Raw genomic sequence first — 25,930 nt, forward strand, 5'->3', positions numbered from 1 at the left:
GCCCCGATGCCGGAGCTTCCGGACATCGTCGTCTACGCGGAGCACCTCGAGCGCCGCCTGAAGGGCGAAACGCTGCGGGAGGTGCGTCTCGCGAGCCCGTTCGTCCTGCGGTCGGTCGAGCCACCCCTCGCCGCGATCGAGGGCCGTGCGCTTCGAGGAGTCTCACGGCTCGGGAAACGCCTCGTGTTTTCTTTTGAAGGGGAAGAGGGGGATTCGGACCAGAAGCGCGACCCCGACGGTGGTCTTTTCCTCGTCATGCACCTCATGATCGCGGGGCGCCTTCGATGGAGGGCCAGCGACGCCCCTCTTCCCATTCCCAAGAAAATCGGTCTTCTCTCTCTTCTCTTCGACCGCGGAACGCTCCTTTTCACGGAAGTGAGCCCGAAGAAGCGCGCCTGGGTGCGCGTCGTGTCAGGCCGCGAGGCGCTCGCCGCCCTCGATCCCGGCGGGCTCGAGCCTCTCGAAGCCTCGGAGGAGGCGTTCATCGCGCGGCTGCGCTCGGAGAACCACACGCTGAAGCGCGCGCTCACGGACCCGACGCTGTTCTCCGGCATCGGCAACGCCTACTCGGACGAGATCCTCCACGCGGCAGGGCTCTCCCCCGTCGCCCTCACGTCGCGGCTGACGAACGAGGAGGCCGCCCGCCTCTTCGACGCGACGCGGGCGACGCTCGTCGACTGGACGGACCGCCTGAGGCGGGAGACGGGCGAGAAATTTCCGGAGAAGGTCACGGCCTTCCGCGAGGACATGGCCGTCCACGGGAAGTTCGGCAGGCCCTGCCCGCGCTGCGGGACGAGCGTCCAGCGCATCGTCTACGCCGCGAACGAGACGAACTACTGCCCGACGTGCCAGACGGGCGGCAAGCTCCTCGCGGACCGCTCCCTGTCGCGCCTCCTGCGCGGCGACTGGCCGAAGACCCTCGAGGAGATGGAGGAGCGGAAGAGGGAGGCGCGGGTCCCCTGACCGGGACGAGACCTATGCCGGCGGCTCCTCCCTCGCGTCTTCCCTTCCGATGAGAGAGGTCGCTGCCGTCCACGTCTGCCCGCAGTGCGGGGCCGCCGCCGGACGGGACGAAGCAGACGCCTTCGCGACGTGCCGGTTCTGCGGGACGCGCCTCTTCCTCGGCGCCGAGCCGGGCGTGCGGCACGAGATGCTCCTTCCCGCGATCCGTGCCGGAGACGTCCCCGCCCGGCTCGCAACGTGGCTCGAGGAACGCGAGGCGGCCGGAACGCCCGCCGAGATCGCCTCGCGTCTCGTCTTCCTGCCGTTCTGGGCGCTCGCGGGCCGGGGAGGCGACCCGCCCGTCCCCGCGGCGCCCCTCCTCGCGGACGGGATCGAAGCGTTCCGGCTGCCCGCGGGCGACGCGAAGGGCTTCGACCCCGCCGCCGCTCCGGGCGCGGAGTTCCTTCCGGCGACGGTCGCGCGCGACGCACTGCCGTTCGCCTCGGCGCCTGCGGCCGAGATCCGGCTCGTCCACGTCCCGTTTTACGAGATCTCGATGAAGATCTTCGGCCGGCCCGTCCGCGTCCTGCTGGACGCGGTCGCGGGCCAGGCGTTCGCCCGCGACCCGATTCCGACGAGCGAGAGGCGCCTCGACCGCGCTTACGCCGTGCTCCTCACCATCCTCTTCGGGGTCGCATTCGCGGGCTTCTGGTCGCTCTTTCGGGGCGCACACGCGCGCGGCTCGCTCTTTCTCCTCGTCGCCGGCCCCGGGCTCGTCCTCGTGACACGCCAGATCCTCGTCGCACTGGAGGAGGCGTGACGTCCGCCCGCGCCACCGCATTCACGTGCCCGCGGTGCGCGGGCCGGCTCCCCGTCGCCTCGTCCGCGCACCTCGACTGCCCGTCCTGCGGCTCGGCGCTCGCGATTTACGTCCCCGGCGCCGCCATACGCGAGGCGGTCGTGCCCACAAAGACGGCCGCCGAGGCCGCCGTGGCTGCCGTGGCGTTCTTCTCTCGTCACGAGGTCCCGCGCGCCTTCGCCCGGCTCGCGCCGGACCCACCCGTCCTTCTCTGGGCCGCGGCCGCCGAAACGTGGCGCACGCGCGCCGCGGGCGGGGCCGTATCCGAGACCGTCCAGGTCGCGCTTGCCGCGCCGGTGCCCGGCCTTGCACTCGAGAAGGCGGATCTGGCGGCGGCCCTCGCCGGCGGGACGCGCGAGCCGTTCGACCCCGCGCGCCTCCAGCGGGCCGGCTTCGTGTTCGATCCCGTGAAGGGCCCTGATGCGCTCTTCGACGCGCCGGCGGGCCTCCTCGAGGAACGCTTCGGCGTCGTCTACGTCCCGTTCTGGATCGTGCGGAAGCGATTTCGCCGCGGGCTGTACGAGGCCCTCGTGGATGCGAGCTCCGGTGCGCTCCTCCATGCCCGCGCGCCCGCCGCGCGCACGCGGCGGCTCCTCGAGGCAGCGCTCCTCGTCTACGCCCTCGCGGCGGCTCTCGCGATGCCGCTCCGGGGCTGGGGGAAGATCGCGCAGGGCCTGCTCAACCTCGACGAGCTCGGCGTCTTCCTCCTCTTCCTGATCCCGACGGGCCTCGTCCTCCTCGCGGCGTGGGCCTGGAACCGCCTCCGCTTCCGTTACGAGATCGACGGCGACGCGGCAATCGCGACGTTGCGCCCGATCAACAAGCCGGAAAGGACGCTGCTCGAAAGAATCGCCGCGACCGTGCTGAAAGGAACGATGTGGATCGCCGGAAAGCTTTTCTGACCCGGAGAGGGCGCCTGTGACGCTCGTCGCCCTCCGGCGCTGTCCCGCTTGTGGCGGCGTCCTGGAGGGGATCGCCGGCGTCGCATGGATGACGTGCGGCGACTGCCCGACCGCATGGGATCTGTTTACCGAGCCGCACACGCGGCTCGCGACGCACCAACCCGCCGGTGAGGCGGGCCCCGCCGCGGCCCGGCTGCCCTTCTTCCACTTTCGCGACGCGGGTGGCGGAAACGCCGTCTGGCTCCCCGCTTACCGCGCCGCCGTCCCCGGCTCGAGCGTCGCAACCGCCCTGACGGAACGGGGCCACGCGCCAGATCTCGTCTCCGCGCCGCTCGGCTCCGCGGTCGCGCGCGGGCCCGCCGAGGCGCTCGCACTCTTCGCGGCGCTCCGCTCCGGTGCGGCGCCGGATCCGCCGCTGCTCGTCTCGCTCGCGCTCCGGCGGACAGGAGACGCGCTCGTCGAGCCCGTTACGGGCCTCTCGCTCCCGGCCGCGCGCCTCCTGCCCCGGCCGGCCTGACTCGCGCGGCCCTCGCGCTACTTCTTCGCCGCTCCCGTCGCCGGCGCCACGGCCGGAACGCCCTGCTCCGCAACGGTCTTGTTGAAGTCCGCGAGGTCCGTGTCGAGGGCGGACTGGAGCTGCTTCTTCAGGTCGGCGAGCCGCACCTCGAGCTCCCCGAAATACGCGACGGAAGACGAGGAAGGAGCGCCTTCGCCGGTGCCCGCGACGCTCGCGACGCCCACGAACTGGTGGTCGAGCTGCGGCGGGAAGTTGAGGACGTCCTGCTCGCTCTTGACCTTCGGGTTCACGAGCTTCTCCTCGATCGCCGTGAGCTTCTCCGAGAGCGCCTTGCCTTTCCCGGCGAGCGGCTCCTTCTTTCCGAGCCGGGCGGCACGCTCGGAGACGTCCTTCACCTGCTTCTTCACGTCGCGGCACGTGAGCGCGGCCTCGTGCGTCTCCGAAAGCCTGTCCCTCACGCTCGCGAGGAACACGGACTGCTTCCTGAGGTCCTCGGCCGAGGCCTTGACCATCGGGTTCGCGACGACCTCGATCTTCTCGACCAGCACGACCCCGCCCAGCTTCACGCGCGCGGTGTACGTGCCCGGCGCGGCGAGAGGGCCGTCCCGTGAACCCCAGATGATCGCCTTCGGGACGAGCGAGGGCTTGAGCAACCGGAGGTCCCAGGACAGCCGGTTGAGGCCCTGCTTGAGCTCGAGGGGCTTTTCGGTCTCCTCCTCGGCCTGGCCCGTCCTCGGCTTCCCTCTGTTCCGAGGTGAACGTCCGGAGCACGGTCTCTCCGTCGAGGATCTCGAGCGTGAGCGCGTCCTTCGGCCCCGGCTTCTTCGGCGGTGCGTCTTTCAGCCAGACGTCGAGGATCGCTCCGGCAGGCGGGTTCTGCCCGGCGCCGCGCGGGCCGCCGCCTTCGCCGCGGCCGCCCGATCCGAAACGGATCGCGGGACGCGGCTTGAAGACGTGGACCGTCTCCTTCTCGACGCCTTCGGCCCACTGCCGGAGCGGCGAGAGGTCGTCGAGGATCCAGAACGCGCGACCCTGCGTCGCGACGACGAGGTCACCGTCCTTGATCGTGAGGTCCGTGACCGGGACGACGGGCAGGTTCCGCGGAAACGGCTGCCACGCGGCGCCGCCGTCGAGGGAGACGTAGAGCCCGCGCTCGGTGCCCGCGAAGACCAGCCCCTTGCGCACGGGGTCCTCGCGCACGGCGCGCGTGAACGCGCCGTCGGGGATCCCGTTCACGAGCTTCGTCCACGTCTTGCCGTAGTCCGCCGTGCGGTAGAGGTACGGCCGGGCGTCGTCGTGCTTGTACATCGTGGCGGCGATCCACGCGGCGCCGGCTTCCTGCGGCGAGACCTCGATGGAGTTGACCTGGATGCGCTCCGGGAGGCCTTTCGGCGTCACGTTCGCCCAGCTCTTCCCGCCGTCGCGCGTGAGCTGCACGAGCCCGTCGTCCGTGCCCGCCCAGATCGTCCCCGGCTCGTTCGGCGACTCCACGAGCGCGAAGATCGTGCCGTAGACCTCGACGCCCGTGTTGTCGAACGTGATCGGCCCGCCGGAGTAACCCTGCGTCGCCTTCTCGTTCCGCGTGAGGTCCGGGCTGACCTCGGTCCACGTCGCGCCGTCGTCCGTGCTCTTCAGGAGGACCTGGGACGCGTGGTACAGAGTCCGGGAATCGTGCCGCGAGATCAGGATCGGCGCGTTCCACTGGAACCGGTACTTCAGGTCCTTCGGCGCCTGCCCGATCGCGAGCTGCGGCCACGCCACGACGTTGCGCTCCTCGCCCGTCCGGCCGTCGAAGCGGTCGATCGCGCCGCCGTAGCAGCCCGCGAAGGACACGTCGGGATCGTCCGGCTTCGGCGCGATCCAGCCGCTCTCGCAGCCGCCGACCGGGCGCCAGTCGGACGGGCCGATGCCGCCGCCTCGCGTGCGGCTCAGGATCTCGACCGTCGTGTTGTCCTGCTGCGCGCCGAAGACGCGGTACGGGAAACGGTTGTCCGTCACGACGCGATAGAACTGCGCCGTGGGCTGGTTCAGCACCGAGGACCAGCTCCGCCCGCCGTTGAACGTGACGGCCGCGCCGCCGTCGTTGCCCTCGATCATCCGCTGCGGTTCGCTCGGGTCGATCCAGAGGTCGTGGTTGTCGCCGTGCGGCGTCCGGATCGCGTCGAACGTCTTGCCGCCGTCGCCCGAGCGGAAGAACCCGACGTTCAGGACGTAGACCGCATCGGCGTTCCGCGGGTCCGCGTAGACGTGCGAGTAGTACCAGGCCCGCTGGCGGAGCTTGTTCTCGTCGTTGAGCTTCTTCCAAGTCTCGCCGCCGTCGTCCGTGCGGAAAACGCCGCCCTTCACGGCCTCGACGACCGCCCACGCGCGTTCGGGCCGCGCGGGCGACACCGCGATCCCGACCCGGCCGACGACGCCCTCGGGCAGCCCGCCCGCGAGCTTCTTCCACGTGTCGCCGCCGTCCGTCGTCTTCCAGACGCCGCCGCCAGGGCCGCCGCTCTCGAGCGACCACGGCTTGCGGCCCACCTGCCAGAAGCCCGCCCAGAGAATGCGCGGGTTCGTCGCGTCCATGACGAGGTCGGACGCGCCGGTCCTCTCGTCGACGTAGAGGATCTTCTTCCACGTCTTCCCGCCGTCCGCCGAACGGAAGATCCCGCGGTCGGGGTTCGGGCCCCACGTGTGGCCGAGGGCCGCGGCGTAGACGAGATCCGGGTTCGCCGGGTGGACGCGCACGCGCGGAATCTGCTGAGTCTCCGCGAGGCCGGCGGACGCCCACGTCTTCCCGGCGTCGGTGGACTTCCAGACCCCGTCGCCGGCCGACGTGTTGCCGCGGATGCAGCCCTCGCCCATGCCCGCATAAATCACGTTCGGGTCGGAGGGCGCGACCGCGAGCGCGCCGACGGAGCCCGTCTTGAAGAACTTGTCCGAGACCGGCTCCCAGGAAGCCCCGCCGTCCGTCGTCTTCCAGACGCCGCCGCCGGTGCCGCCGAAGTAGTACGTCAGAGGCTGGCCCGGCACGCCCGCCACGGCGGTGACGCGCCCGCCGCGGAAGGGACCGATGTTGCGGAACTGGAGGCCCTGGAGCTTGTCGGAAAGAGATTTTTCTGCTTCGGAGGAAGAAGAAGGAGAAGAAGAAAGAGAAGATTTCTTAGAAGGTAAAGAGGGCGCCTCCGCGGCCGAAGCCGTCGCCGCGAACGCTGCGCAGATGCCAACCGCCGCCAAAATCGAGAGCCTCATCCCTCTTCCCCCTTCTAAGAAAATCCGAATCTCCGGTTCTTCATCTTCTTCTTCTAAGCAAATACTCTTCGTGTTTCTTCGAACATATCAGCCCTCTGCCGCGCGCCACTCGTAGTCGCGCACGCTCCGCGCGCGCCACGCGACGAACGCCGCGACGAGGATCGTGCCGACGCCCCCCGAGACGACCGCGAACGTCGCGCCGGCCGCGGCCGAGACGAAGAGGCTCGCGACGAAGCCCGCCTCGAGCTCGCCGAGCTGCGGCCCGCCCATGAAGAAAATCATGTTCACGCCCGTCATCCGCCCGCGCAGGACGTCCGGCGTCACGAGCTGCCGGACGGTCTGGCGCACCACCGTCGAGATCGTGTCCGTGAGCCCGACGAGCGCGAGCGCGGCGAACGTGAGAGCGAAGCTGCGCGAGAGGCCGAACACGATCGTGACGGCACCGTAGGCAGCGACGGCCCACAGGAAGACACGTCCCTGCCGCCGCGGCAGGCCCACGACCGACGTCCACACGGACGCCACGAGCGCCCCGATGCCCGGCGCGGCCCTCAGCCAGCCGTAACCGGCCGGCCCGACGAGGAGAATCCGGTCCGCGAAGACCGGCAGGAGGGACATCGAGCCCGCGAAGAACGTCGCGAAGAAGTCGAGCGTCATGGTCCAGACGAGGATCGGCGTCGAAAAGACGAACCGCAGCCCCTCGCGGAGCGACTCGATCGGGTGGTCCGGCGCACCCTCCCCGCGCTCGACGCGGCCCGACGCACGGAGCGTCGCGAGCGTGACGAGGACGCCCGCGAAGGACGCCGCGTTCAGGAAGTAGACGAGCGCGAGGCCCGCGGTGTGCGGGTTGGCGCTGCCCGCCGCCGGCGACGCGTGCGCCGAGAACGCGAGGATGAGGCCCGTGAGGGCGGGCCCGCCGATCGCCGCGAGCTGGAAGGCCGAGAGGAGGATCGCGAGCGCACCCGGAAGATCGCGCTCGGGGACGAGGCGCGGGACGAGGGACTGCCGGGCCGGGTTGTCGAACGCTCCCGCCGCGGACGTGAGTGCGGTCAACGCGTAGACGAGGCCGACGGTGTCGCGGCCGAGCACCGTCACGGCGCCGAGCGCCAGGGCGACGAGCGTCATCGCGGACTGTGTCGCGAGCATCACGCGGCGGCGGTCGTGGCGGTCGGCGACGAGGCCGCCGACGAGCGAGAGCGTCACGATCGGGACGACGCGAACGAGGCCCACGAGGCCGAGCGCGAGCGGCGAGCGCGTGAGCACCCACACGTGCCAGTCGATCGCGACGTTCTGCATCTGCGATCCGACGAGCGAGAGGAGCTGAGTGATCGCGAGGCGGCGGAAGTCGCGGTGCTTCAGCGCGTCGTACGGGCGCGGAGGAGGGGGCACGGCCGGAGTCTACGGGCGGGGATTCAGATCGTCTTCAGCCAGTCGGAGACGTCGGCGACCATCCGGTCCCACGACGGCGAGACGTAGAGCACGGGCTGGTACTGCGTCGGATCGTACGGCCGCGTCGAGGCGTCCGCGAAGTCCAGCGGCCGAAGCTCCGCCTCCGTCGTCATGCGCTCCATTTCGCCGAACGACGACAGAACGCCCGCGCCGTAAGTCCGAAGGGCGCCGTCCTCCTCGACGAGGCCGAACTCGAGCGTGTACCAGTAGACGAGCTCGAGGCGCTTCATTCCCTCGTCGCTCGCGCGCGCGGCCGCTTCGCCGAAGAGGCGCGACAGCCGGACGATGTCGGGGTGAAAGAGGCTCGCCGCATGGCCCACGAGCTCGTGAATCACGTCCGGCTCCGGCGTGTAGAACGGCACGGAGTGGTGGCGCATGTACTGCGTCGACAGGAAGACGCCCTGCGCCATCGCCGAAAGGAAGCCGCGCCCCTGGATGAGACCCGCGACGGGCAGCATCCGGAAGCCCGAGCGCGCGAGCGTGACGTTCACGTCCGCGAGCTGCGGAACGGCCGTGCGGTCGAGGGACAGCACCTTGGAGCTCTCGATCCACTCGCGGCAGGCGTGCGTCTCGTGAAGGGGCCCCAGCCGCTCCCACGTGAGCCGCCACACCGCCTGCTCCTCGGGCGTGTAGTCCACGCGCGGAATCGGGTCCCCGTCCCTGAAACGCAGCGCGTGGACGGCGATCTCGTTCCTTCTCACCCGATACACGGCATCCTTGAATCCCGGGTGATCGGGATCGAGGCGGACGATCTCGCCTTCGGTCGCGAGGACTTCCGAGAGATCTTTCACGGCCTGACTCTCATCGCGACCAGTCTCCCCTGTCGTAGCATCGCGGTCAATCCTCGGAGGTCACGAATGAACCTGACCCTTCTCGACTGGGCCATCGTCGTCGCGTATTTCGCCCTCTCGATCGGGATCGGCTTCGCGTTCACGAAGAAGGGCGGCGAGTCGCTCGAGGAGTACTTCGTCGCCGGGCGCAAGGTGCCCTGGTGGCTCGCGGGCGCCGCGATGATCGCGACGACGTTCGCGGCCGACACGCCGCTCGTCGTGACGGGCCTCGTCGCCGCGCACGGCGTGGCGGGCAACTGGATCTGGTGGAACTTCGTGATGTCGGGGACGCTCACGGTGTTCCTCTACGCGCGCCTCTGGCGCCGCGCGAAGGTCATGACGGACGTCGAGTTCGCCGAGATCCGCTACAGCGGGAAGCCCGCGACGTTTCTGCGCGGCTTCCGCGCCCTCTACCTCGCGCTCCCGATCAACCTCATCATCCTCGGCTGGGTCACGCTCGCGATGGTCAAGATCCTCCAGATCTCGCTTGGGATCCGCCCGCTGTGGGCCGTCGGCCTCTGTTTCGTCATCACGGTCGGCTACTCGGCGGCCGCGGGAATGTGGGCCGTCCTCTGGACCGACCTCGTCCAGCTCGTCATCAAGATGACCGCCGTCATCCTCCTCGCGTACTTCGCCGTGAAGAAGGTCGGCGGCATCGTCGCGCTCGAGGAGGGGCTCGCGAAGCACTTCGGCTCCGTCGACGCGGCGATCTCGTTCCTCCCGCCCGCGGGCTCCGCGTGGATGCCCGCGATCGCGCTCTTCACGTTCCTCGGCGTGCAGTGGTGGGCCGCGTGGTACCCCGGCGCCGAGCCCGGCGGCGGCGGCTACGTCGCGCAACGGATCTTCTCGGCGAAGACCGAGCGCGACGGCATCCTCGCGACGCTGTTCTTCAACGTCGGCCATTACGCGCTCCGGCCGTGGCCGTGGATCCTCACGGGCCTCGCGACGGTCCTTCTCTACCCCGCCGGCGTCCTCGTGAACGGCAAGCCCGACCACGAGGCCGCGTACGTCCAGGCCATGGTCGACCTCATGCCCGCCGGCTGGAAGGGCTTCATGCTCGCGGGCTTTGCGGCGGCCTACATGTCTACGGTCGGGACCCACTTGAACTGGGGGGCGTCGTACCTGGTTGGGGACGTTTATAAGAGATTTCTTAGAAAGGGTAAGAGCGAGAAGCACTACGTCGCGGTCTCGCGCTGGACGACGGTTGGTTTGTTTCTGCTCTCCATCGGCGTCACGCTGAACCTCTCGTCCATCGAGGGCGCGTGGCGATTCCTGCTCGCGCTCGGCAGCGGGACGGGCCTCGTCCTGATCCTCCGCTGGTACTGGTGGCGCATCAACGCGTGGAGCGAGATCGCCGCGATGGTGACGTCTCTCGTGGTGTCGATTTCGGCGTTCTGGTTCGTTCCGAAGGGGACGGGGCCGGGCGCCGTGTTCGAACAGCAGGCGATCGTCATGCTCGTGACGGTCGTCGCGACGACGGTCGTCTGGCTCACCGTCACGTTTCTGACCGAGCCCGAGCCGGACGCGACGCTCGACGCGTTCTACCTCCGCGTGCGCCCCGGCGGACCAGGCTGGGCGCGCGTCTCGGCGCGGCTCGGGTTCGGACGCGAGCCCATCCCCGGCGGAGCGATGTCGTTCCTGAACTGGGCGCTCGGGATCATCCTCGTCTACACCGCGCTCTTCGGCATCGGCAAGATCGTCTTCGGGCGCGTCCCGACCGGTCTCGAGCTCCTCGGCGTCGCGGCCGTCGCCTTCGTTCTCATCATGCGGAACCTCGGACGGGAAGAGAAGAAGCGCGCGGCCGGCGGTGACACCGCGCCCTGACGGGCGGCGCGCGGCGTTCCGGGCCGCCGCCGCGACCGCCCTCGCCGCCCTCGCAGCGGCGGCCGCGGGCCTGCCGCTCGCGGCGCCCGGCCTCGTGGAGGAGTGGTCGTTCCGCTGGGCGTTCGACCGCGGCCAGCCGTGGATCGCGCCGGACCTTCTCGTCGCGATGCCGACGCGCCCGCTCACGGGAGTTCCCCACGCCCTCGGCCGCGCGCTCACTCCGGATTCCTTCCTCGGCGAGAAGCTCGTCCTCCTCGCCCTCCTCGCGGGAACGGCCGTCGCCGCGGCCGCCTTGCTCGCCCGCTTCGTCCCCGTGCCGGCCGCCGCGGCCGCGGGCGCCGTCCTCGCGGCCATGGCGCCCGCCGACTCCGCTCTCTTCCTGACGAGGGACCTCCCGAATCACGCGGCCGTCCTGTTCACCATTCTCGCGATCGTGCTCCTCGCACGAGCCGCCGAGCGCCGGCGGCCGGGCGCGGCCGCGGGCATGGTCCTCTGCGAGGCGGCCGCGCTCGGCCTTTACGAGAGCCCGATCCTCGTCCTCCTCGCGGCGCCCGCGTTGCTTCCCCTCCTCGTGCACGGGGGTCGCCGGACGCCGCGCCTCCTTCTGGCCCTCTGGCTGCTCGCTCCTCTCGCATTCGTGATCCGCGCCCTCGTCCTCCTCGCGCGGGGTGGAACCTACGTCACGAGCCTCTGGGTTCCGGGCTCCGAGTCGACCCTGGCGCGTGCGGCCGGGACGATCGGGGCCGTGATCCGGATGGCGGGGCGCGAGTTCGCCGCCCCGCTCCGAGAGGGCGGCGCGGCCCTGGCCGCCGCTCGCGGGGGCGACCTCGCCGCCGTCCTCCTTCTGGCCCTCGCCGCCGCCGTGCTCGTCCGCGGAGAGGGCTCCGCGGTGCCCGTCCGCCTGCGCGTCGTTTTCGGCGCAGGGCTCGGGCTCCTCGTCCTCGGCGTGCTCCCCTTCGCGGCCGCGCCCGTGCTGCGCGAGGAGTCGCGGCGCGTCCACCTCCTCGCGTCCATCGGAGCGGGTGTCGCCACCGCGGCGGCGCTCGCCGCCCTCCGGCGCCCCTCCCTGAGGATCGGGGCGAGCGTGACGCTGGTGGCTCTCTCGGCCGCCGCCGGAGGCGCGCGGCGCGATCACGTCGCCGCCTCGGCGGAGCGAGTCGGCGGCCTCGTGCGTTCGCTCGCCGAGGGCGCACCCTCCCCGCCGCCGGGCACGGTTCTTCTCCTGGCCGATTCGGACGGCCCGCCGCGCACGGAGGACGTTCTCGGGCTGACGATCACGGACGTCCACCTCGCCGACGCGCTCCGGGTCGTCCATCAGCAAGCGGATCTCCTCGTCTACGTCTACGGGCGCGACCTGCGCTATCGCTGGAACGGGACGCCGGAGGCCCGCGAGGATGGCGTGACGGTGCGCTGGGGCGACGGGTCCGCGTCGCTCGTCCCATGGGAGAAGGTCGCCGTGTTCCGCGAGGACGCGAGCGGCAGGGTGACGCGGCTCGACGAGCTCCCGCGTGGCGCGTTTCCGCTCGCGACGCCGCCCGACATGGGGCGGCTGATCCCGCAGACGGGGCCGCCGCCGCCGCGCCTCGAAACGCTCTGCCCTCCGCTCAACGGGATGCCAGCTCGAGCTCCTTCTCGACGGCCGGCAGGCGCGGGTGGTCCGGCTTGAGCCTGCGGTACGTCGCCGCCGAATCACCGAGGAGCGCGCGCGCCTCTGCGCGCGGCGCGCCGCCCGGCTTCTTCGCGAGCGTCGCGCCGAGCTCGTAGCGCGTCAGAGCGACCGGGAGACTCCCGGCCCCGTGGAGTTTCGTCTGCGTCGCAAGCGCGCGGCGCAGCTCCGATTCGGACTCGTCGAGGCGGCCCCGGCCGCGCAGGATCGCGCCCAGCCGCGAGCGCGCCTCTGCGGTCTCCCGCCCGTCGGGACCCAGGATTTCCTCGAGCTTCGCCACGGCGGCGCGCTGGAGCGTCTCCGCCTCCGCGAGGCGTCCCTGCAGAGCGACCTGCTCGGCGAGATTCGACGTCGACTGCCACACGAACGCGTGCTTCTCGCCGAGGACCTCGCGGAAGAGGGCCACGACCTCGAGGAGGAGGGCCTCCGCCCGGGCGTGGTCGCCGCGGCGGGAGGCGATGAGTGCGAGGCCGTTCGTGCACTTGCCGACCTCGAAGTGCTTCGGGTCCACGCCCCGGAAGATCGCGAGCGCCGCCTTGTAGTAGGGCTCCGATTCGTCGAGTCGCCCCTGGTTCAGGCAGAAGAGCGCGTAGAGCTGAAGGCTCTGGCCCGTCGCCACGTGGGCGGGACCGAGAGTCGCGCGGCGCACCTCGAGCGAGCGGCGAAAGAGGCGGTCGGCCTCCTCGAAACGGGAGCGCCGCTCGAGAAGGACGGCGCGGTTCAGGTAGCTCTGGCCGAGGGTGGGGTGCTCCGAGCCCAGGCTGCGCTCGAGAACGGCCTCGGACCGCGTGTACGCGCTCTCGGCTTCGTCGAGGCGGTCCAGCTCCTCGAGGAGGACGCCGAGGTTCCGGAGGTGGATCGCGGTGAGCGGATCCGAGTCCCCGAGCTCGCGGCGGTACGCCTCCCACACGCGGCGCTCGGCGGCCTCCGCGTCCGCGACGCGGCCCTTCCAGAACAGGACCTGCGCCCAGTCGCTCCGGGCCCGCGCCGTCGTGAGGCTGTCGGGCCCCTCCCGCGCTTCGAGGATCTTCAGGGCGGCGTCGAGCTTCTTCTCCGCCTCGTCGAGCTTGCCCTCGCCCGTGAGCACCGAGCCGAGCGTGGCGAGGCTGCTTCCCACCGCCGCATGGTCGGGCGCGAACTTCTTCCGCCGGATCGCGAGCGCCTTCTCCGCGAGCACGCGCGACGGCGCGAGCCGCCCGAGGCTGCGGTCGATGCGCGCGACCGTCTCGAGGAGCTCGGCCTGGACTTCCGGTTCGTTCGCAAGGCCCGTCTGCAGCCGGCGGGCGCCCTCGTCGAGGACCTGCGCCGCCGTGAGCGTCTGGCCCGCGGACTGCTCGGGATCGGCGACCTCGAACAGGCTCACGAGGAACTCCTTGACGCGCGAGGCGCGGCGCGCCTGCGCCGAGGCCTCCGCGGCGGCCTCCCGCGCCTTCTTCGCCTGCCACGACGTCCCGGCGAGGCCCGCGACGAGCGCGAGGAAGACGAGCGACGTAGCCCCGACCATCGCGCGGTGCCGCCGCACGAACTTCCCCGTCCGGTAGCCCAGCGTGTCGGGTCGCGCCGTGACCGGCCTCCCCTCGAGAACGCGGCGGAGCTCCTCGGCGAGGAGCGCCGCGGACGGATAGCGGCGCTCCGGCTCTCGGCGCAGGCACTTCAGGAGCACCGCGTCGAGGTCGCCCGAGAGCCTTTCCGGCAGGTGCGCGGCCTCGCGCGGGTCGTAGCCCGCCGCGGCGGCGCTCTTCAGGGCGAGCCGGCTCGGCCGCTCGGCGGTCTCGGCATCGAGCCGCGCCGCGAGTCCCGCCGCCGGGACGCCCCGGCGGTCGTGCGGGAGCGCGCCCGTCAGGAGCTGGACCGCGAGCACGCCGAGCGCATAGACGTCCGTGGCGGTCGTGACCGGCTCGCCGAGAATCTGTTCGGGTGCTGCGTACGCGGGCGTCAGAACGCGCTCGTCCACGCGCGTCCTGTCGGAGTCCTCCTCGTCCGGGGAGAGAACTTTCGCGATCCCGAAGTCGAGGAGCTTGACCGTCCCGTCCGCCGTCACGAGCACGTTGGAAGGCTTGATGTCCCGGTGGACGACGAGTCGGCGGTGCGCCGCATCGACCGCCTCGCAGCACGTGACGAGAAGCGCGACGCGGGACGTGAGAGAAACGGCCCTTGCCGCGCAGTACTCCGTGATCGGCCTGCCGTCGACGGCCTCCAGCACGAAGTACGGACGGCCCGCGGCGGCGCCGCCGTCGAGGAGGCGCGCGATGTTCGGATGCTCGAGGTGCGCGAGGACCTGCCGCTCGCGCAGGAAGCGTGCGCGGATCGATTCGGAGTCGATCCCGCGGCGCAGAAGCTTGAGGGCCGCCTTCTGCTCGAAGGCCCCGTCGGCCCGTGCGGCGAGGTACACGTCGCCCATGCCGCCGCGCCCGAGGAGCGACAGGAGCCGCCACGCCCCGACGACCTCGCCGCTCTCGTCCGCTGCGCCGGGGGCGTCCTCGCCGACGAGCAGGTCCCGCACGAGCTCGGGCGCCCAGGCCGCGGCGTCGCCTTCGAGGAACCCGCCCGCGTGATCGTCCGCGGCGAGGAGCCGCCGCACGGCCGCCGTCAGCGCCGGATCGCGCGCGCCCTCGGCCCGGAGCCGCTCTTCCCGGTCCGGGGCCGGCAGATCGACGAGCTCCTCGAAGAGGAGGCGCGCCGCGGCGCGGTCCGTCACGCGTCGAGCCCCCGCCCCGCGAGGTCCTCGAAGAGCAGGGCCCGGGCCGCGCGCCAGCGGCGCTTCACGGTGCGGTCCGAGACTTCGAGCGTGGCGGCGATTTCCTCGACGGACAGCCCGCCGAAGAATCGCCACTCCACGATGCGCGCGAGGTCGGGGTCCGCCGCCTCGAGGCGCGAGAGGGCCTCGTCGAGCGCGACGAGTTCCTCGGGACGCTCGACGGCTGCAATCTCGCCCTCCTCGAGGGCGCGCATGCTCACGCCGCCGCCGCGCTTGGTGCGCAGGCGGCTGCGCGCGTGGTCGATCAGGACGAGGCGCATGGCGCGCGCCGTCGTCGCGAAGAAGTGGAACCGGTCGCGCATCGACAGCGTCGCGCCGTGCGCGAGCTTGAGGTAGGCCTCGTGGACGAGAGCCGTCGTGTCGAGCGTGGCGCTCGAGGGGCCCGAGGAGAGCTGGCGGCGCGCGATGCGGCGCAGCTCTCCGTACACCGAGGTGAAAAGCCGGTCCATCGCGGCGCGGTCCCCGCCCTCGACGGCGCGCAGGAGCGCCGTGATGTCCTCGCCGGGGGCGGGCGTGGCCGGGTCCGGCCGGGGGGTCTCTGCGTTCATCCGGAGAACGGGTCTCGTTCCGCGGAGGATAGCGAAGATCCGCCCCGGCCGGCTCGCGGTCACTTGTGGGAGGTCCCGACGGGCCCCCGGATGTAGACGAGGCCGTAGTACTCGAGGTTCGTGGCGGGTTGAACGGCGAAGTTGACGAGGATGTCGAACGTGGACGCTCCCACCGGAATCGCATGAAGGGTTGCGTTGTAAAAGGTCGCGAACGCGTTGAGGGTAAATCCGCCCTTCACGAAATCGTGGCCCTCCACGACCCAGCCGTTCTTGAGGTTGACCTTGAACTTGTCCAGACCCTTGTCGTCCGAGAAGTCGAACGTGTTCGCGTGCGTGCCCTCGAAGGTCTTGCCGGGCAGCGGGTCGCAGTTGTTGATGTCCGCGTCGATGGAGCACACGATGATCGGGTCGTGGCTGCCGAGCACCTTCATCTCGGTGAGGGGCTCGAAAGGGACCGGGAGCGTGTTCGCGGCGTGGCCGTCCTTGCGCGTGAGCGCGACGCGGGCGCTCTGGCGGATCACGCCCGAGACGCCTTCGGGCACGGTCAGGACGGCGAGGTTGTCCTTCCAGATCTCCACGGCGAGGTTCAGGCCGCCGCCCGGGAACTGGCCCTCGAGGCGCGCCGTTCCCGCCGACGACCCGAGCGCCTGCCCGGCCACCATGAAGCTCGAGCCCGGCATGACGTACGCGGCCCCGACGCTCGTGAGCTTCGGGTCCTTGGGGGGCGCCGGTGTCGGATTCGGGCCGCCCGGCGCGGGCGCGCCCCCGGCGAATCTGCCGGCCTCGGCGAGCGCCGAGGCCTTGAGCGAGCGCGCCTTCTCGGTCTGTGTCGTCGCGTGGCGTGCCTTCATCTGTTCAAAGGCGGAGAGCTTCGAGCGTATCTGCGACTCGAGATCCGCGCGCACCTGCGCGCGCCCCTTCTCGAGATCGGTCTTGATCTGTGCTTTCGTCGTGACCTTGCCGTTGAGCGTGACGGGCTCCTGGTCCCCAAGAGCGTGCAGCTGCGCTTTCGAAAGGCCCGTGAGGTTCCGGGCCGGCGGGTCGACGGCCCGGGCCTCCAGGGCGGAAAGGATCAGGGCGGCGGCGATGAGGGAATGACGGGTCGTCGGGGTGCGCATGTCGTCCTCCTGCCCCCGAACTCGACGTCCGGGGGCAAGAGGGGACAGATCACCCCGCCCACGGAAGCGTGAACCGGGCGAGGGGCGCGCATTCGCGCGCTCTCTTCTCGAGCCCGACGACTTCGACGTCGAGCCCGGAGATGCTGGGCGTCCCAAGCAGAAAATGGAAATGGCGCAGCTCCGGCCCGTCGAACAGGTCGTCGGCGTGCCGGCGGGCCGCGCCCCGGGCGAGCCTCGCGCGCGGCCCGCCTCCCCCGCCGGCCACGAGGAACGTCTTCGCGCCGCGGACGAAGTGCTCGTAGCTGTGGACGTGTCCCGCGACCATCGCGAGCGTCTTTCGCGCCGCGGCAAAGGGCGGCACGAACGCCCGCCGCACGTGGAGCTCGTCTCCCGTGACCGTGCTGTTCGTGAACGGCGGATGGTGGACGAATACGACGACGCCGCGGACGGCGGGGTCCGCGTCGAGCGCCGCGAGCGTCTCGCCGAGCCACGACTCCTGCTCCCTCCATGCCTCTCTTCCGAGCTCACGCTCGTTGGAATCGAGAAACAGCAGCCCGAGAGACCCATAGGTCTCGGCGTACCAGCGCCGTCCGGCGAGAGTCGGGAACCTTTCGAAGAAATTCCGCAAGGCGATCCGCGACCTGAGCCAGTACTCGTGGTTCCCGAGGATCGGGAGGATCGGGATGCCCGCGGCGCGGAGCGGCTGTGTCAGCGCGTCGAAGAACTCCCAGTCCCGGCGGGACGATCCCTGGAAGACGAGATCGCCGAGGCCCACGACGAAGTCCGGGCTCCGCGCCGCGATCTCCGCGACGAGGCGACGGCGCTCCTCGGGGTTCGACTCCCTCCAGAACTCCGCGCGCGACGTGCGCTGAAGGTCGCCGACGACGGCGAAGCGTCCGGACTTCGCCTCGATCAAGCGGCTCCCACGATCCCTCGGAGGAGCCCTGGGTCGTCCGTGATGATCCCGTCGACGCCCAGCGTCGCGAGATCGCGGAGGCGCGGCTCGTCGTTCAGGGTCCAGGCGACGACGCTCACGATACGGCCGCGCCGCCGGGCCCGCAGGACGTGGTCGATCTCGTCCCGGAAGTCGCCCCACGTCCGGCGCCCGAGGCCCATCGAGACGTGCGAAAACCCCGCACGCCGGGCGGTCCGAACGACCCCCGGCAGCTCGAAGTCCGCCGTCGGCACGATCGCGTCCGGCAGCGGATCGCGGCGCGCCTCCTCCGCGAGAGCCGCCGCGATCTCGCGCTGCGGCGTGAGGAGGTGATACGTGAGCCCGCGGCGGTGATCCGGCCTCCGAACACGCTCGGCGAGGAGCCGGAGGAGCCTCACGGCCTCGGGCGCCGCGTCGGCGCCCAGTTTGACGTCGAGAAACACGTGACCGAGCCGCCCCGCGCCCGGCGCCCAGGCGAGGAGGTCGTCGAGGAGCGCCGGCGCCACCTCGGGACGGCGCGAACCGTCGAGAGGGTTCGCGAGTCCTTCCGTCGCGCGCACGTACCCGTAGTGCTCGAGGAACAGTGCCTTCTCGCACTCGCGGACGGGGCGACGAAGCCCCGACCCGAGGACCGGCAGGGCCGGGAGAAACGCGAAATCCCCCTCCACCCCCGCCTGGCGCACGAGCGCGACGCCTGCGGACGGCTCGGCATCGTGCCAGAGCACGAAACAGCCGTCGCGCGTGACGCAGACGTCCGTCTCGATCGCGTCCGCCCCGATCTCGAGTGCCTTCTCGAAGGACGCCAGCGTGTTTTCGGGGGCGAACCGGGCCGCTCCCCGGTGGCCGATCACCCAGACCCGGCCCGCCGCGCGCCGCGCGGGCAGCGCCCGCCGGAACAAGCCCGCGAGGGACCGCACGATCCGCCGCGGGAGCGAGGCGTCGCCGAGGTACGTCATTTCACGAGATGCAGCCTCGTCTGGCGCGGGAGGACGAACGAGATCGTCCCGTCGGCGGCGATCGCCGCGTCCTCCTCCTGCATCATCGAGACGGGCTGGCCGTTCCACTCGGAAACCGGCGTCGTCGCCTGCAGCTCGATCGAGAACCACGCGGACGGGATCAGCTTCACGTCTCCGCGCCCCGGGATCGCCTGCTGGCGGTCCCAGAGGCCGACGATCGGACCCGCGCCGTGGCCGTGGTCCCCGATCGGGTGCGAGTAGACCGATCCCTCGAGCCCGGCCGCCTTCGCGGCGGCGAGCGCGTCGAGGAGCACCTCGTTGCCCGTGCGGCCCGGCTTCATCCGCGCGAGAACGAGGTCCTGCAGGCGGTTCGAGGCGAGAAGCGCCTTCTTCAAACCCTCGGGCGCGTCCGCCTCGCCCTCCCTGAGCACGTAGGCCATGTGCTGCGTGTCGGTGTTCAGGCCCATCGCCCTGATTCCGAAGTCGCAGTGCAGGACGTCGCCGCGCTGGATCACGACGGGCTTCGTCTCGGCGAGGCTGCTCTTCGCCGTCACGCCGGGGCGCTGAACGTCGACCGTCGGCGGGAACCACTCGCCGAGGCCCAGGTCGTTGACGCGCTGGCGCATCCACCAGACGACGTCCTCGGTCGTCGTGACGCCCGGCGTGATGACTTCGGCCGAGAACGCTTTCGCGATGATCCCGTGCGCGATTCCCATCATCCGGCGGTACGTCGGAAGCATGCCGGGCACGCGCGTCTCGATGACCTCGAGCGGGAGAAGCTCGGCGCGGACGATCTTCTCCTTCCACGGCCCGAGCGCCTCCTCCAGCTCCTCGCGGTCGCCCGCCGAGAGGCCGTCCGAGAACGCGTGCGTCTTCGAGACGTCGACGGCGATCGCCGCGGGCTTCCTCTCGTCGACGAGCTTGCGCAGCAGCGCCCACTGGGCGTTTCCCCAGAGCTCGCGGTTCTCGACCTCCGGGTCGCGGTACACGGTGTAGAGGCCGCCGTTCGAGCCGCCGCCGAGGGCGAGGCGCTCGACGCCCTTCTCCGGCCCGCGGTCGTGAAAGACGAGGATCGTCCGGCGGCGCGCGGCCATCGTCGAGGGCGAGACGAGCGAGAAGAAGACCGGGTCCTCGTGGTACTCGCGGCACACGACGAGCCACATCGCGACGCCGTGCTTCCTCATGAGCGCCGGCACGACCTTCTCGAGCCGCTCCTTCACCCACTCCTGCCGGATCGCGTGCTGCTCGCGCATCGGGGGGAGCGTCTCGACGGCGGCCGCGGGCGCCGCCAGCGGAATGCAAAAGGAAAAGAGAATGAGATTTCTTCGAGTGGAAGAGAGCAGGGCCAAGTCGTCACCTCGCCGAATCGGTGGGGAGAGTGTAACGGCGCCGGATCGCGGCCGTCAGGCCGCGCGCTCGGCCGCGGACTTCGCCGGCACGAACGTCATCGCGCGCTCGGCGAGCGCCGTGATCGTGAGCGACGGGTTGACGCCGGGGTTCGCGGAGATCGCCGAGCCGTCGACGACCCAGAGGCCGTCGTACCCGAAGACGCGGTTTTTCGCGTCGATGACGCCACCCGCGGGCGTCTCGCCCATGCAGCAGCCGCCGAGGATGTGCGCGGTCGTCGGGATGCCGAGCAGCGTCTCCGTCAGAAGGCTCTGCGTGAAGCCGCCGAGCTTCTCCTCGACGCGGCGCGCAAGCTCCGTCGCCTCGGGCACCCACGCCTTCGCGGGAGTGCCCGTGCCCGGCGCCGTCGCGAGCGCGTGGCGGAAGCCGTTGCGCAGCCCGCGGCCGAGCGTCATGCGCAGCGTGCCGTCCACGGTGCGCATGTAGAGGAGGATCATCGTGTGCTTCGCCCAGTCGGGCGTGAGCCACGCCTTCAGCGTCTTGCCAGGGTGGCGGAAGAGGAGGCCGAGCGCGTTCGCGAGGCGCTCGGCCACCGTGTCGCCGGGCGCGTGCGGCATCGCGAGGAGGCGGAAGAAGCCGGAGCCCGCCGGGTAGCGGACGGGCTCGAGGTGCGAGTGCTCGTCCGTCTCGAGGATCGACCCGATCGCGATCCCCTTCGAGAGGTCCTCGTTCTTGTCGCTCACGACGCCCATGAGGACCTCGGAGTTCGTCCGGACGAAATCGCCGATGCGGTCCGAGATCTTCGGCAGGCCCTCCGGGCTCTCCTTGAGCTTCAGGAGGAGCTCGACGGTCCCGATGACGCCGCCCGCGAAGACGACGTTTCGCGCGGTCATCGTCGTCTTCTTCCTCAGGAACGGGAACGGCTCGCGGCCGCGGCGGACGGTCAGCTCGTAGCCGCCGCCCTCGAGCGGCTTGACCCACGTGACTTCGGCGTCGGGCTCGATCCGCACGCCCTTTTTCTCGGCGAACCAGAGGTAGTTCTTGTCGAGCGTGTTCTTGGCGCCGTGGCGGCAGCCGATCATGCAGGCGCCGCAGGAGTGGCAGCCCGTCCGCTCGGGGCCCTCGCCGCCGAAGTACGGATCCGGCACCGTGACGCCGGGCTCGCCGAAGAAAACGGCCACGTCGGTGGACTGCCACTTGTCCACGAGGCCGAGGTCCCGTCCGACGTCGCGCAGCACGTCGTCCGGCGGCGAGGTAAACGGGACGCGCGTCGTACCGAGCATCCGCTTCGCCGTCGCGTAGTGCGCCGCGAGCTCCCGTTTCCAGTCCGCGAGGGACGCCCACGACGGCGACGTGAAGAACGAGTCCCCGGGCACGGGCAGCGTGTTCGCGTAGACGAGCGAGCCGCCCCCCACGCCGACGCCCGAAAGCGCCGTGACGTGCTTCAGGAACGTCATCTTGAAGAGGCCGCGGAAGCCGAGGCCCGGCAGCCAGAAATATTTGGGGAGGTTCCAGTTGGTCTTCGGAAAATCCTCCGGAGAGAAGCGCGTTCCCTTCTCGAGGACGACCACCCGCCAGCCTTTCTCCGCGAGGCGCAGCGCCGACACGCTTCCGCCGAAGCCGGAGCCCACGACGGCAAAGTCGGTGTCGAAGTCGCGCGCCACGCGGCGAGTCTATCGCCGCAGCGAAAAGGGCCGCGCGCGCGTGCTACGCTGGAGACGGAGTCCGAGGCTCACCATGGGAAAGATCCTCATCTTCGCGGCCGCCGTCGTCTTCGCGATCTGGTACTTCCGGCACAAACCGGCCGACCCCGTCACGACGTCCGAAGCCTCCCCGGCCGTCTCCGCGGGCCCCGGCTGCATCCAGGAAGCCGAGAACGCGAGCCGCCTCCTTGCCGACGCCTCGCGCCTCCTCGCGAACATGCCGGTGGACGCGAACGCGTGGAGCGACGCCGAAAACCGCACGACGCAGGCGATCGGGCGCGCCGAGTCCGCCTGTTCGGGCGGGAACACGGAGGCCGAGCGCTCCGCCCTTGCCGACGCCCGCGAGGCGCTTTCGCTCGTGAGGACATCGCTGTCGGAAGCGTCCAGCGCGGCGAAGGGATCGGGCGGGTTCCAGGGTGCGCTGCGCCAGGAGCAGATCGACACGCACCTGTCGTCCGCGAAGACGAAGCTCGGTCTGCGGTAGGCCCTACTCGACGTACTTGTAGCCGGTCCCCGTGTCGAAGACGACGATCCGCTCGCCGCGGTCGACCTTGCCCTGCGCGACGAGCTTCTTCACGGCCTCCCACGCGGCGCCGCCCTCGGGCGCGGCGAAGAGGCCCTCGTGCGAGGCCAGCTCGAGGACGCCGCGGCGCATCTCGTCGTCCGTGACCGTCACGGCCTCGCCCTTCGAGGCGCGGAGGATCTTCAGGATCAGGTAATCCGCGTAGGCCTTCGGAACTCGCAGGCCGCTCGCGTACGTATGCGCGTTCTCGAAGCGGACGGAGACGTCCTTCCCCTCCGCGACCGCCTTCGGGATGGGTGCGCAGCCCTCGGCCTGGACGCTGACCATGCGCGGGCGCGCGGAGCCGATCCAGCCGAGCTTCTCCATCTCGTCGAACGCCTTCCACATCCCGATGAGCCCCGTGCCCCCGCCCGTCGGGTAGACGACGACGTCGGGCAGCGTCCAGCCGAGCTGCTCGGCGATCTCGTAGCCCATCGTCTTCTTCCCCTCGACGCGGTACGGCTCCTTCAGCGTCGAGACGTCGAACCAGCCCTCGGCTTCCTTCCTCTCACCGACGATCCTTCCGCAGTCGTCGATGAGGCCGTCCACGAGGCCGACGTTCGCGCCGTACGCCTCGCACTCGATGCGGAAGACCTTCGGCGTGTCCTTCGGCATGAAGACGTGGCACTCGAGGCCCGCTTTCGCGGCGTACGCGGCCGCGGCGCCGCCGGCGTTGCCCGCCGTCGGGAGCGCGATCTTTCTCGCGCCGAGCGCCTTCGCCATCGTGACCGCCGCGCCGAGGCCGCGCGCCTTGAAGGAGCCCGTCGGGTTGCCGGCCTCTTCCTTGATCCAGAGGCTCCGCATCCCGTGCGCCGCGCCAAGGCGGTTCGCGCGCAGGAGAGGCGTGCCGCCCTCTCCGAGCGTGACGATCTCCGCGGCCGAGCGCGCCGGCATCACCTCGTGCCAGCGCCACATCCCCGGCGGCCGGGCGCCCACGTCGTCGCGGCGGAACGGCGCGAGGTCGTACTCGGCGAAGAGCGAGCCGGCGCAGCCCGCTTTCGTGCAGACGTTCAGGAGCGGCCCGACGTCGTACGTCGCCGGGCATTTCGTGCAGGCGAGGTGGGAGAGGCGCGAGAACGTCACGCCGTCACTGGGCGACGATGCCGATCGCCTTGCCGGTTGCGCAGTCGATCCGCAGGAACTGCTGCGACGTCATGCCGTACTTCCCGCCGCCGAAGACGCCCGGGTCCACCCCGTAGTCGCCCTTTCCACCGGCGGACCGGCGCAGGAGGAGCTCGGTCTTGTCGCGCGGGTCGACCATGGGGTTGCGGCAGACCCCGTCCGCCTTGGGTTCGTCGTACTTGCCGATGCCCGAGCGCGCCACCATGAAGTGGTCCGGGGGGTCGAACGGAACGCCGACGACCGGCCCGGACATGTCGCCGCCCGTGGACGCGCAGCCGGCAAGGGTGAGAGCGAGAACGGCCAGAGACCTCTTCATGACGGCTCCTATCGGGTTTCGGTGATCTTGCGGATTCCGCGCGGGTGGTCGGGGTCGAGGCCGCGCGCACGCGCCGCGTGGAAGGCGAGGAGCTGCCCGGGCAGGATCGAGACGAGCGGGGACAGGAGCTCGGGCACGCGCGGAACGCCGAGCGCCCCGCGGCGGCGCGGACCGATCGCGAGAACGGGGCTGCCCCGCCGCCGCAGCTCGCGCCCGAGCGCCTCGACTTCGCGCGCCGGACGCGAGCCGGGCGGCGAGACGAGGATGACGGGCAGGTCCCGCTCGGCCATCGCGATCGGGCCGTGCTGGAAGTCCGCGGCCGAGTACGGCTCGGCCAGGAGCAGCGCGAGCTCCTTGAGCTTGAGCGCGATCTCGCAGGCCGTCGGGTAATGCAGCCCGCGCCCGATCACGACCGCGCGCTGGGCGTGGGCGAGCGATCCGGCGGCCGCTTCGGCCTCGGGCTCGACGCCGAGGGCCTCGTCCATGGCGTCCGGAGCGGCTTCGAGTGCGGCGAGGTCCCTCCTCCGTCCGCCCATCGACAGAACGAGCAGCGCGACCGCGGCCAGCTGCGCCGTGTAGGTCTTCGTCGCCGCGACGCTGCGCTCGAGTCCCGCATGGAGCGGAAGCACCCACTCGGCCGCCCGCGCGAGCGGGCTCGCCGCGTCGTTCACGATCGCGAGCGTCGGGGCCCCGGCGCGGCGGGCCGCGGCGACGGTCTCCACGACGTCCGGCGACCGGCCCGACTGCGAGATCCCGATCACGAGCGCGCCCTGTACGCGCGGCGGCCGGCCGTAGAGCGTCACGAGGGACGGCGCCGCGAGCGCGACGGGCAGGCGGTGGACGATCCCGAAGGCGTACTGAGCGTAGCGGGCCGCGTTGTCGGACGTTCCGCGAGCCGCGACGAGAACCCACGAGAGGTCGAATTTCGCGAGCCGCGCCGCGAGCGCCGCCGTCCGCCGCCCTTCCCGCGCGAGGACGCGCGCCACGGCGTGCGGCTGCTCGCCGATCTCGGCCCGGAGAACGGAGCGCGCGGCGCGGGGCATCGTGCGAGGATAGCGCGGAGGCCCGCCGTGTTTGGACGCGAGCGCAAGACACCGCGGCGCCGAACGCCGCGTTTCCTGAGGCCGGTGCTGCGCCCGATGGCGTTTCGCGTCCTCCCGCGCGACCTGAGGCCCGGGCGCGTGGGCCGCCTCGCCGCGGTCCTTCCCGATGGCGTGCGCGACCCCGGCTTCGAGGTCCTGCTGCGGCGAATCGACGCCTCGCCGATCCACCACGGCAACGCCATCACGCTCTACTTCGACGGGGCGGACGCGTTTGCCGCGATGCGGGCGGCCATCGCCTCCGCGCGCGAGGAGGTACTTCTCGAGGCGTACATCCTCAAGGACGACACGGTGGGGCACGCCCTGGCCGAAGCCCTCGCGGATGCGGTCCGGCGCGGCGTCAAGGTGCGCGTCCTCGCCGATGCGTTCGGGTCCAGCGCGACTCGCGGCGCGTTCTGGCGGGGGCTGGAGGAGCGCGGCATCGACGTGCGCCTCTACCACCCGCTCTTTCCGTACCTCTGGTACCAGCCCTACCGGGACCACCGCAAGATCCTCACGGTGGACCGCCGCGTCGCCTTCACGGGCGGAATGAACATCGGCGAGGAGTACGGCTCGTCTCTCGGACACCCGAAACACGGCGGGGCCTGGCGCGACACGCACGCGCGCCTCGAGGGGCCCGTCGCGTGGGAGATGGCCGTCGTGTTCCGCGAGGGCTGGGAGGGAGCGGGCGGCGCGCCGTTCGAGATTCCGCCGCTCGCCCTCCCGACGGACGGCACGCCCGTCCCGCCGGGCGCGGCCCTCCTCGTCCTCGACTCGGCGCCCGGGCGCGGCCACGAGGAAACGGCGTCCGTGCTCGCGGCCGTCCTCGCGGCCTCGCGCGAGCGCTTCTGGCTCACGAACGCGTACTTCGCCCCGCGGCGCGACGCCCTTCCCCTCCTCGCTGCGGCGGCCCGGCGCGGCGTCGACGTGCGTCTCCTCCTCCCCGGCATCAGCGACGTCCCGCTCGTGCGCCACGCGGGCCACGGGTCGTACCGGCACCTCCTGAAGCGCGGCGTGAGGATCTTCGAGTACCGCCCGTCCGTCCTCCACGCGAAGTCCTTCGTCGCGGACGGATACCTCTCGATGGTCGGCTCGACGAACATGGACTTCCGGTCGTTCCACTTCAACGCCGAGTGCAACGTCGTCGCGCTCGACGCCGGGGTCGCGGGACCCTCGAGGAGCGGTTCAAGGCCGACCTCGCGGACGCGACGGAAATCACGCTCGCGGAGTGGGACCGCCGCACGCGGGCCCACAAGGCCGGCGA

The 25,930-nt window shown here is 71.3% G+C and carries 20 protein-coding genes and 1 pseudogene; 8 read left to right on the forward strand and 13 right to left on the reverse strand.

Annotated features, from left to right (window positions below):
• The first annotated feature begins 6 nt into the window (after positions 1 to 6).
• The 4 genes from IPL89_04725 to IPL89_04740 are packed head-to-tail and all read left to right on the forward strand — an operon-like array spanning position 7 to position 3,220.
• Positions 7 to 963, forward strand: a complete 957-nt coding sequence (locus IPL89_04725; protein MBK9062484.1) for a formamidopyrimidine-DNA glycosylase — start codon at positions 7 to 9, stop codon at positions 961 to 963.
• 49 nt (positions 964 to 1,012) lie between these two features.
• Positions 1,013 to 1,762: a hypothetical protein gene (locus IPL89_04730; GenBank protein ID MBK9062485.1), complete on the forward strand. Its 750-nt coding sequence runs from the start codon at positions 1,013 to 1,015 to the stop codon at positions 1,760 to 1,762.
• On the forward strand, positions 1,759 to 2,703 hold the full coding sequence (locus tag IPL89_04735; GenBank protein ID MBK9062486.1) for a hypothetical protein: 945 nt from the start codon (positions 1,759 to 1,761) through the stop codon (positions 2,701 to 2,703). The genes IPL89_04730 and IPL89_04735 overlap by 4 nt, the downstream gene beginning before the upstream one ends.
• Positions 2,704 to 2,719: 16 nt before the next feature.
• Positions 2,720 to 3,220, forward strand: a complete 501-nt coding sequence (locus IPL89_04740; GenBank protein MBK9062487.1) for a hypothetical protein — start codon at positions 2,720 to 2,722, stop codon at positions 3,218 to 3,220.
• 17 nt (positions 3,221 to 3,237) lie between these two features.
• Here IPL89_04740 and IPL89_04745 read toward each other — a convergent pair.
• The 3 genes and pseudogenes from IPL89_04745 to IPL89_04755 form a co-directional block, all read right to left on the reverse strand.
• Positions 3,238 to 6,457 (reverse strand): annotated as a pseudogene (locus tag IPL89_04745) (glycosyl hydrolase).
• 87 nt (positions 6,458 to 6,544) lie between these two features.
• Positions 6,545 to 7,843, reverse strand: coding sequence for an MFS transporter (locus IPL89_04750; GenBank protein MBK9062488.1), 1,299 nt, complete (start codon positions 7,841 to 7,843; stop codon positions 6,545 to 6,547).
• 23 nt (positions 7,844 to 7,866) lie between these two features.
• A complete protein-coding gene (locus tag IPL89_04755) occupies positions 7,867 to 8,694 on the reverse strand; it encodes a phenylalanine 4-monooxygenase (protein ID MBK9062489.1) in 828 nt (275 codons plus the stop codon).
• A gap of 66 nt (positions 8,695 to 8,760) precedes the next feature.
• On the opposite strand from IPL89_04755, the gene IPL89_04760 reads away from it, so the two are divergent.
• Positions 8,761 to 10,557 (forward strand): Na+:solute symporter, encoded by a 1,797-nt coding sequence (locus tag IPL89_04760; protein ID MBK9062490.1) that lies wholly within the window; start codon positions 8,761 to 8,763, stop codon positions 10,555 to 10,557.
• Complete coding sequence (locus IPL89_04765) at positions 10,541 to 12,223, forward strand: hypothetical protein (protein MBK9062491.1); 1,683 nt, start codon at positions 10,541 to 10,543, stop codon at positions 12,221 to 12,223. The genes IPL89_04760 and IPL89_04765 overlap by 17 nt, the downstream gene beginning before the upstream one ends.
• Here the strand turns inward: IPL89_04765 and IPL89_04770 are convergent.
• The 7 genes from IPL89_04770 to IPL89_04800 form a co-directional block, all read right to left on the reverse strand.
• Complete coding sequence (locus IPL89_04770) at positions 12,162 to 14,921, reverse strand: serine/threonine protein kinase (protein MBK9062492.1); 2,760 nt, start codon at positions 14,919 to 14,921, stop codon at positions 12,162 to 12,164. The two genes, IPL89_04765 and IPL89_04770, sit on opposite strands and share 62 nt — an antisense overlap.
• Positions 14,918 to 15,529: a sigma-70 family RNA polymerase sigma factor gene (locus tag IPL89_04775; protein ID MBK9062493.1), complete on the reverse strand. Its 612-nt coding sequence runs from the start codon at positions 15,527 to 15,529 to the stop codon at positions 14,918 to 14,920. The genes IPL89_04770 and IPL89_04775 overlap by 4 nt, the downstream gene beginning before the upstream one ends.
• Before the next feature lie 59 nt (positions 15,530 to 15,588).
• Positions 15,589 to 16,647, reverse strand: coding sequence for a hypothetical protein (locus IPL89_04780; GenBank protein ID MBK9062494.1), 1,059 nt, complete (start codon positions 16,645 to 16,647; stop codon positions 15,589 to 15,591).
• 49 nt (positions 16,648 to 16,696) lie between these two features.
• Positions 16,697 to 17,563, reverse strand: coding sequence for a metallophosphoesterase (locus IPL89_04785; GenBank protein MBK9062495.1), 867 nt, complete (start codon positions 17,561 to 17,563; stop codon positions 16,697 to 16,699).
• On the reverse strand, positions 17,560 to 18,537 hold the full coding sequence (locus IPL89_04790) for a glycerophosphodiester phosphodiesterase (GenBank protein MBK9062496.1): 978 nt from the start codon (positions 18,535 to 18,537) through the stop codon (positions 17,560 to 17,562). The genes IPL89_04785 and IPL89_04790 overlap by 4 nt, the downstream gene beginning before the upstream one ends.
• Positions 18,534 to 19,790 (reverse strand): aminopeptidase P family protein, encoded by a 1,257-nt coding sequence (locus IPL89_04795; protein ID MBK9062497.1) that lies wholly within the window; start codon positions 19,788 to 19,790, stop codon positions 18,534 to 18,536. The genes IPL89_04790 and IPL89_04795 overlap by 4 nt, the downstream gene beginning before the upstream one ends.
• 150 nt (positions 19,791 to 19,940) lie before the next feature.
• Positions 19,941 to 21,548, reverse strand: a complete 1,608-nt coding sequence (locus tag IPL89_04800) for a GMC family oxidoreductase (GenBank protein MBK9062498.1) — start codon at positions 21,546 to 21,548, stop codon at positions 19,941 to 19,943.
• 73 nt (positions 21,549 to 21,621) lie between these two features.
• On the opposite strand from IPL89_04800, the gene IPL89_04805 reads away from it, so the two are divergent.
• Positions 21,622 to 22,071, forward strand: a complete 450-nt coding sequence (locus tag IPL89_04805) for a hypothetical protein (GenBank protein MBK9062499.1) — start codon at positions 21,622 to 21,624, stop codon at positions 22,069 to 22,071.
• Between the two features lie 3 nt (positions 22,072 to 22,074).
• Here IPL89_04805 and IPL89_04810 read toward each other — a convergent pair whose 3' ends face one another.
• The 3 genes from IPL89_04810 to IPL89_04820 are packed head-to-tail and all read right to left on the reverse strand — an operon-like array spanning position 22,075 to position 24,630.
• The gene (locus IPL89_04810; GenBank protein MBK9062500.1) at positions 22,075 to 23,232 is read right to left on the reverse strand and encodes a threonine synthase; all 1,158 of its coding nucleotides are present in this window, start codon (positions 23,230 to 23,232) and stop codon (positions 22,075 to 22,077) included.
• Between the two features lie 4 nt (positions 23,233 to 23,236).
• Positions 23,237 to 23,587, reverse strand: a complete 351-nt coding sequence (locus IPL89_04815) for a hypothetical protein (GenBank protein ID MBK9062501.1) — start codon at positions 23,585 to 23,587, stop codon at positions 23,237 to 23,239.
• A gap of 8 nt (positions 23,588 to 23,595) precedes the next feature.
• On the reverse strand, positions 23,596 to 24,630 hold the full coding sequence (locus IPL89_04820; GenBank protein MBK9062502.1) for an SIS domain-containing protein: 1,035 nt from the start codon (positions 24,628 to 24,630) through the stop codon (positions 23,596 to 23,598).
• Between the two features lie 27 nt (positions 24,631 to 24,657).
• Here IPL89_04820 and IPL89_04825 point away from each other — a divergent pair.
• Positions 24,658 to 25,930, forward strand: a 1,273-nt coding sequence (locus IPL89_04825) for a hypothetical protein (GenBank protein ID MBK9062503.1), incomplete at its 3' end; no start/stop codon positions are given.

The organism is Acidobacteriota bacterium (assembly GCA_016716715.1).
GTDB lineage: Bacteria > Acidobacteriota > Thermoanaerobaculia > UBA5066 > UBA5066 > Fen-183.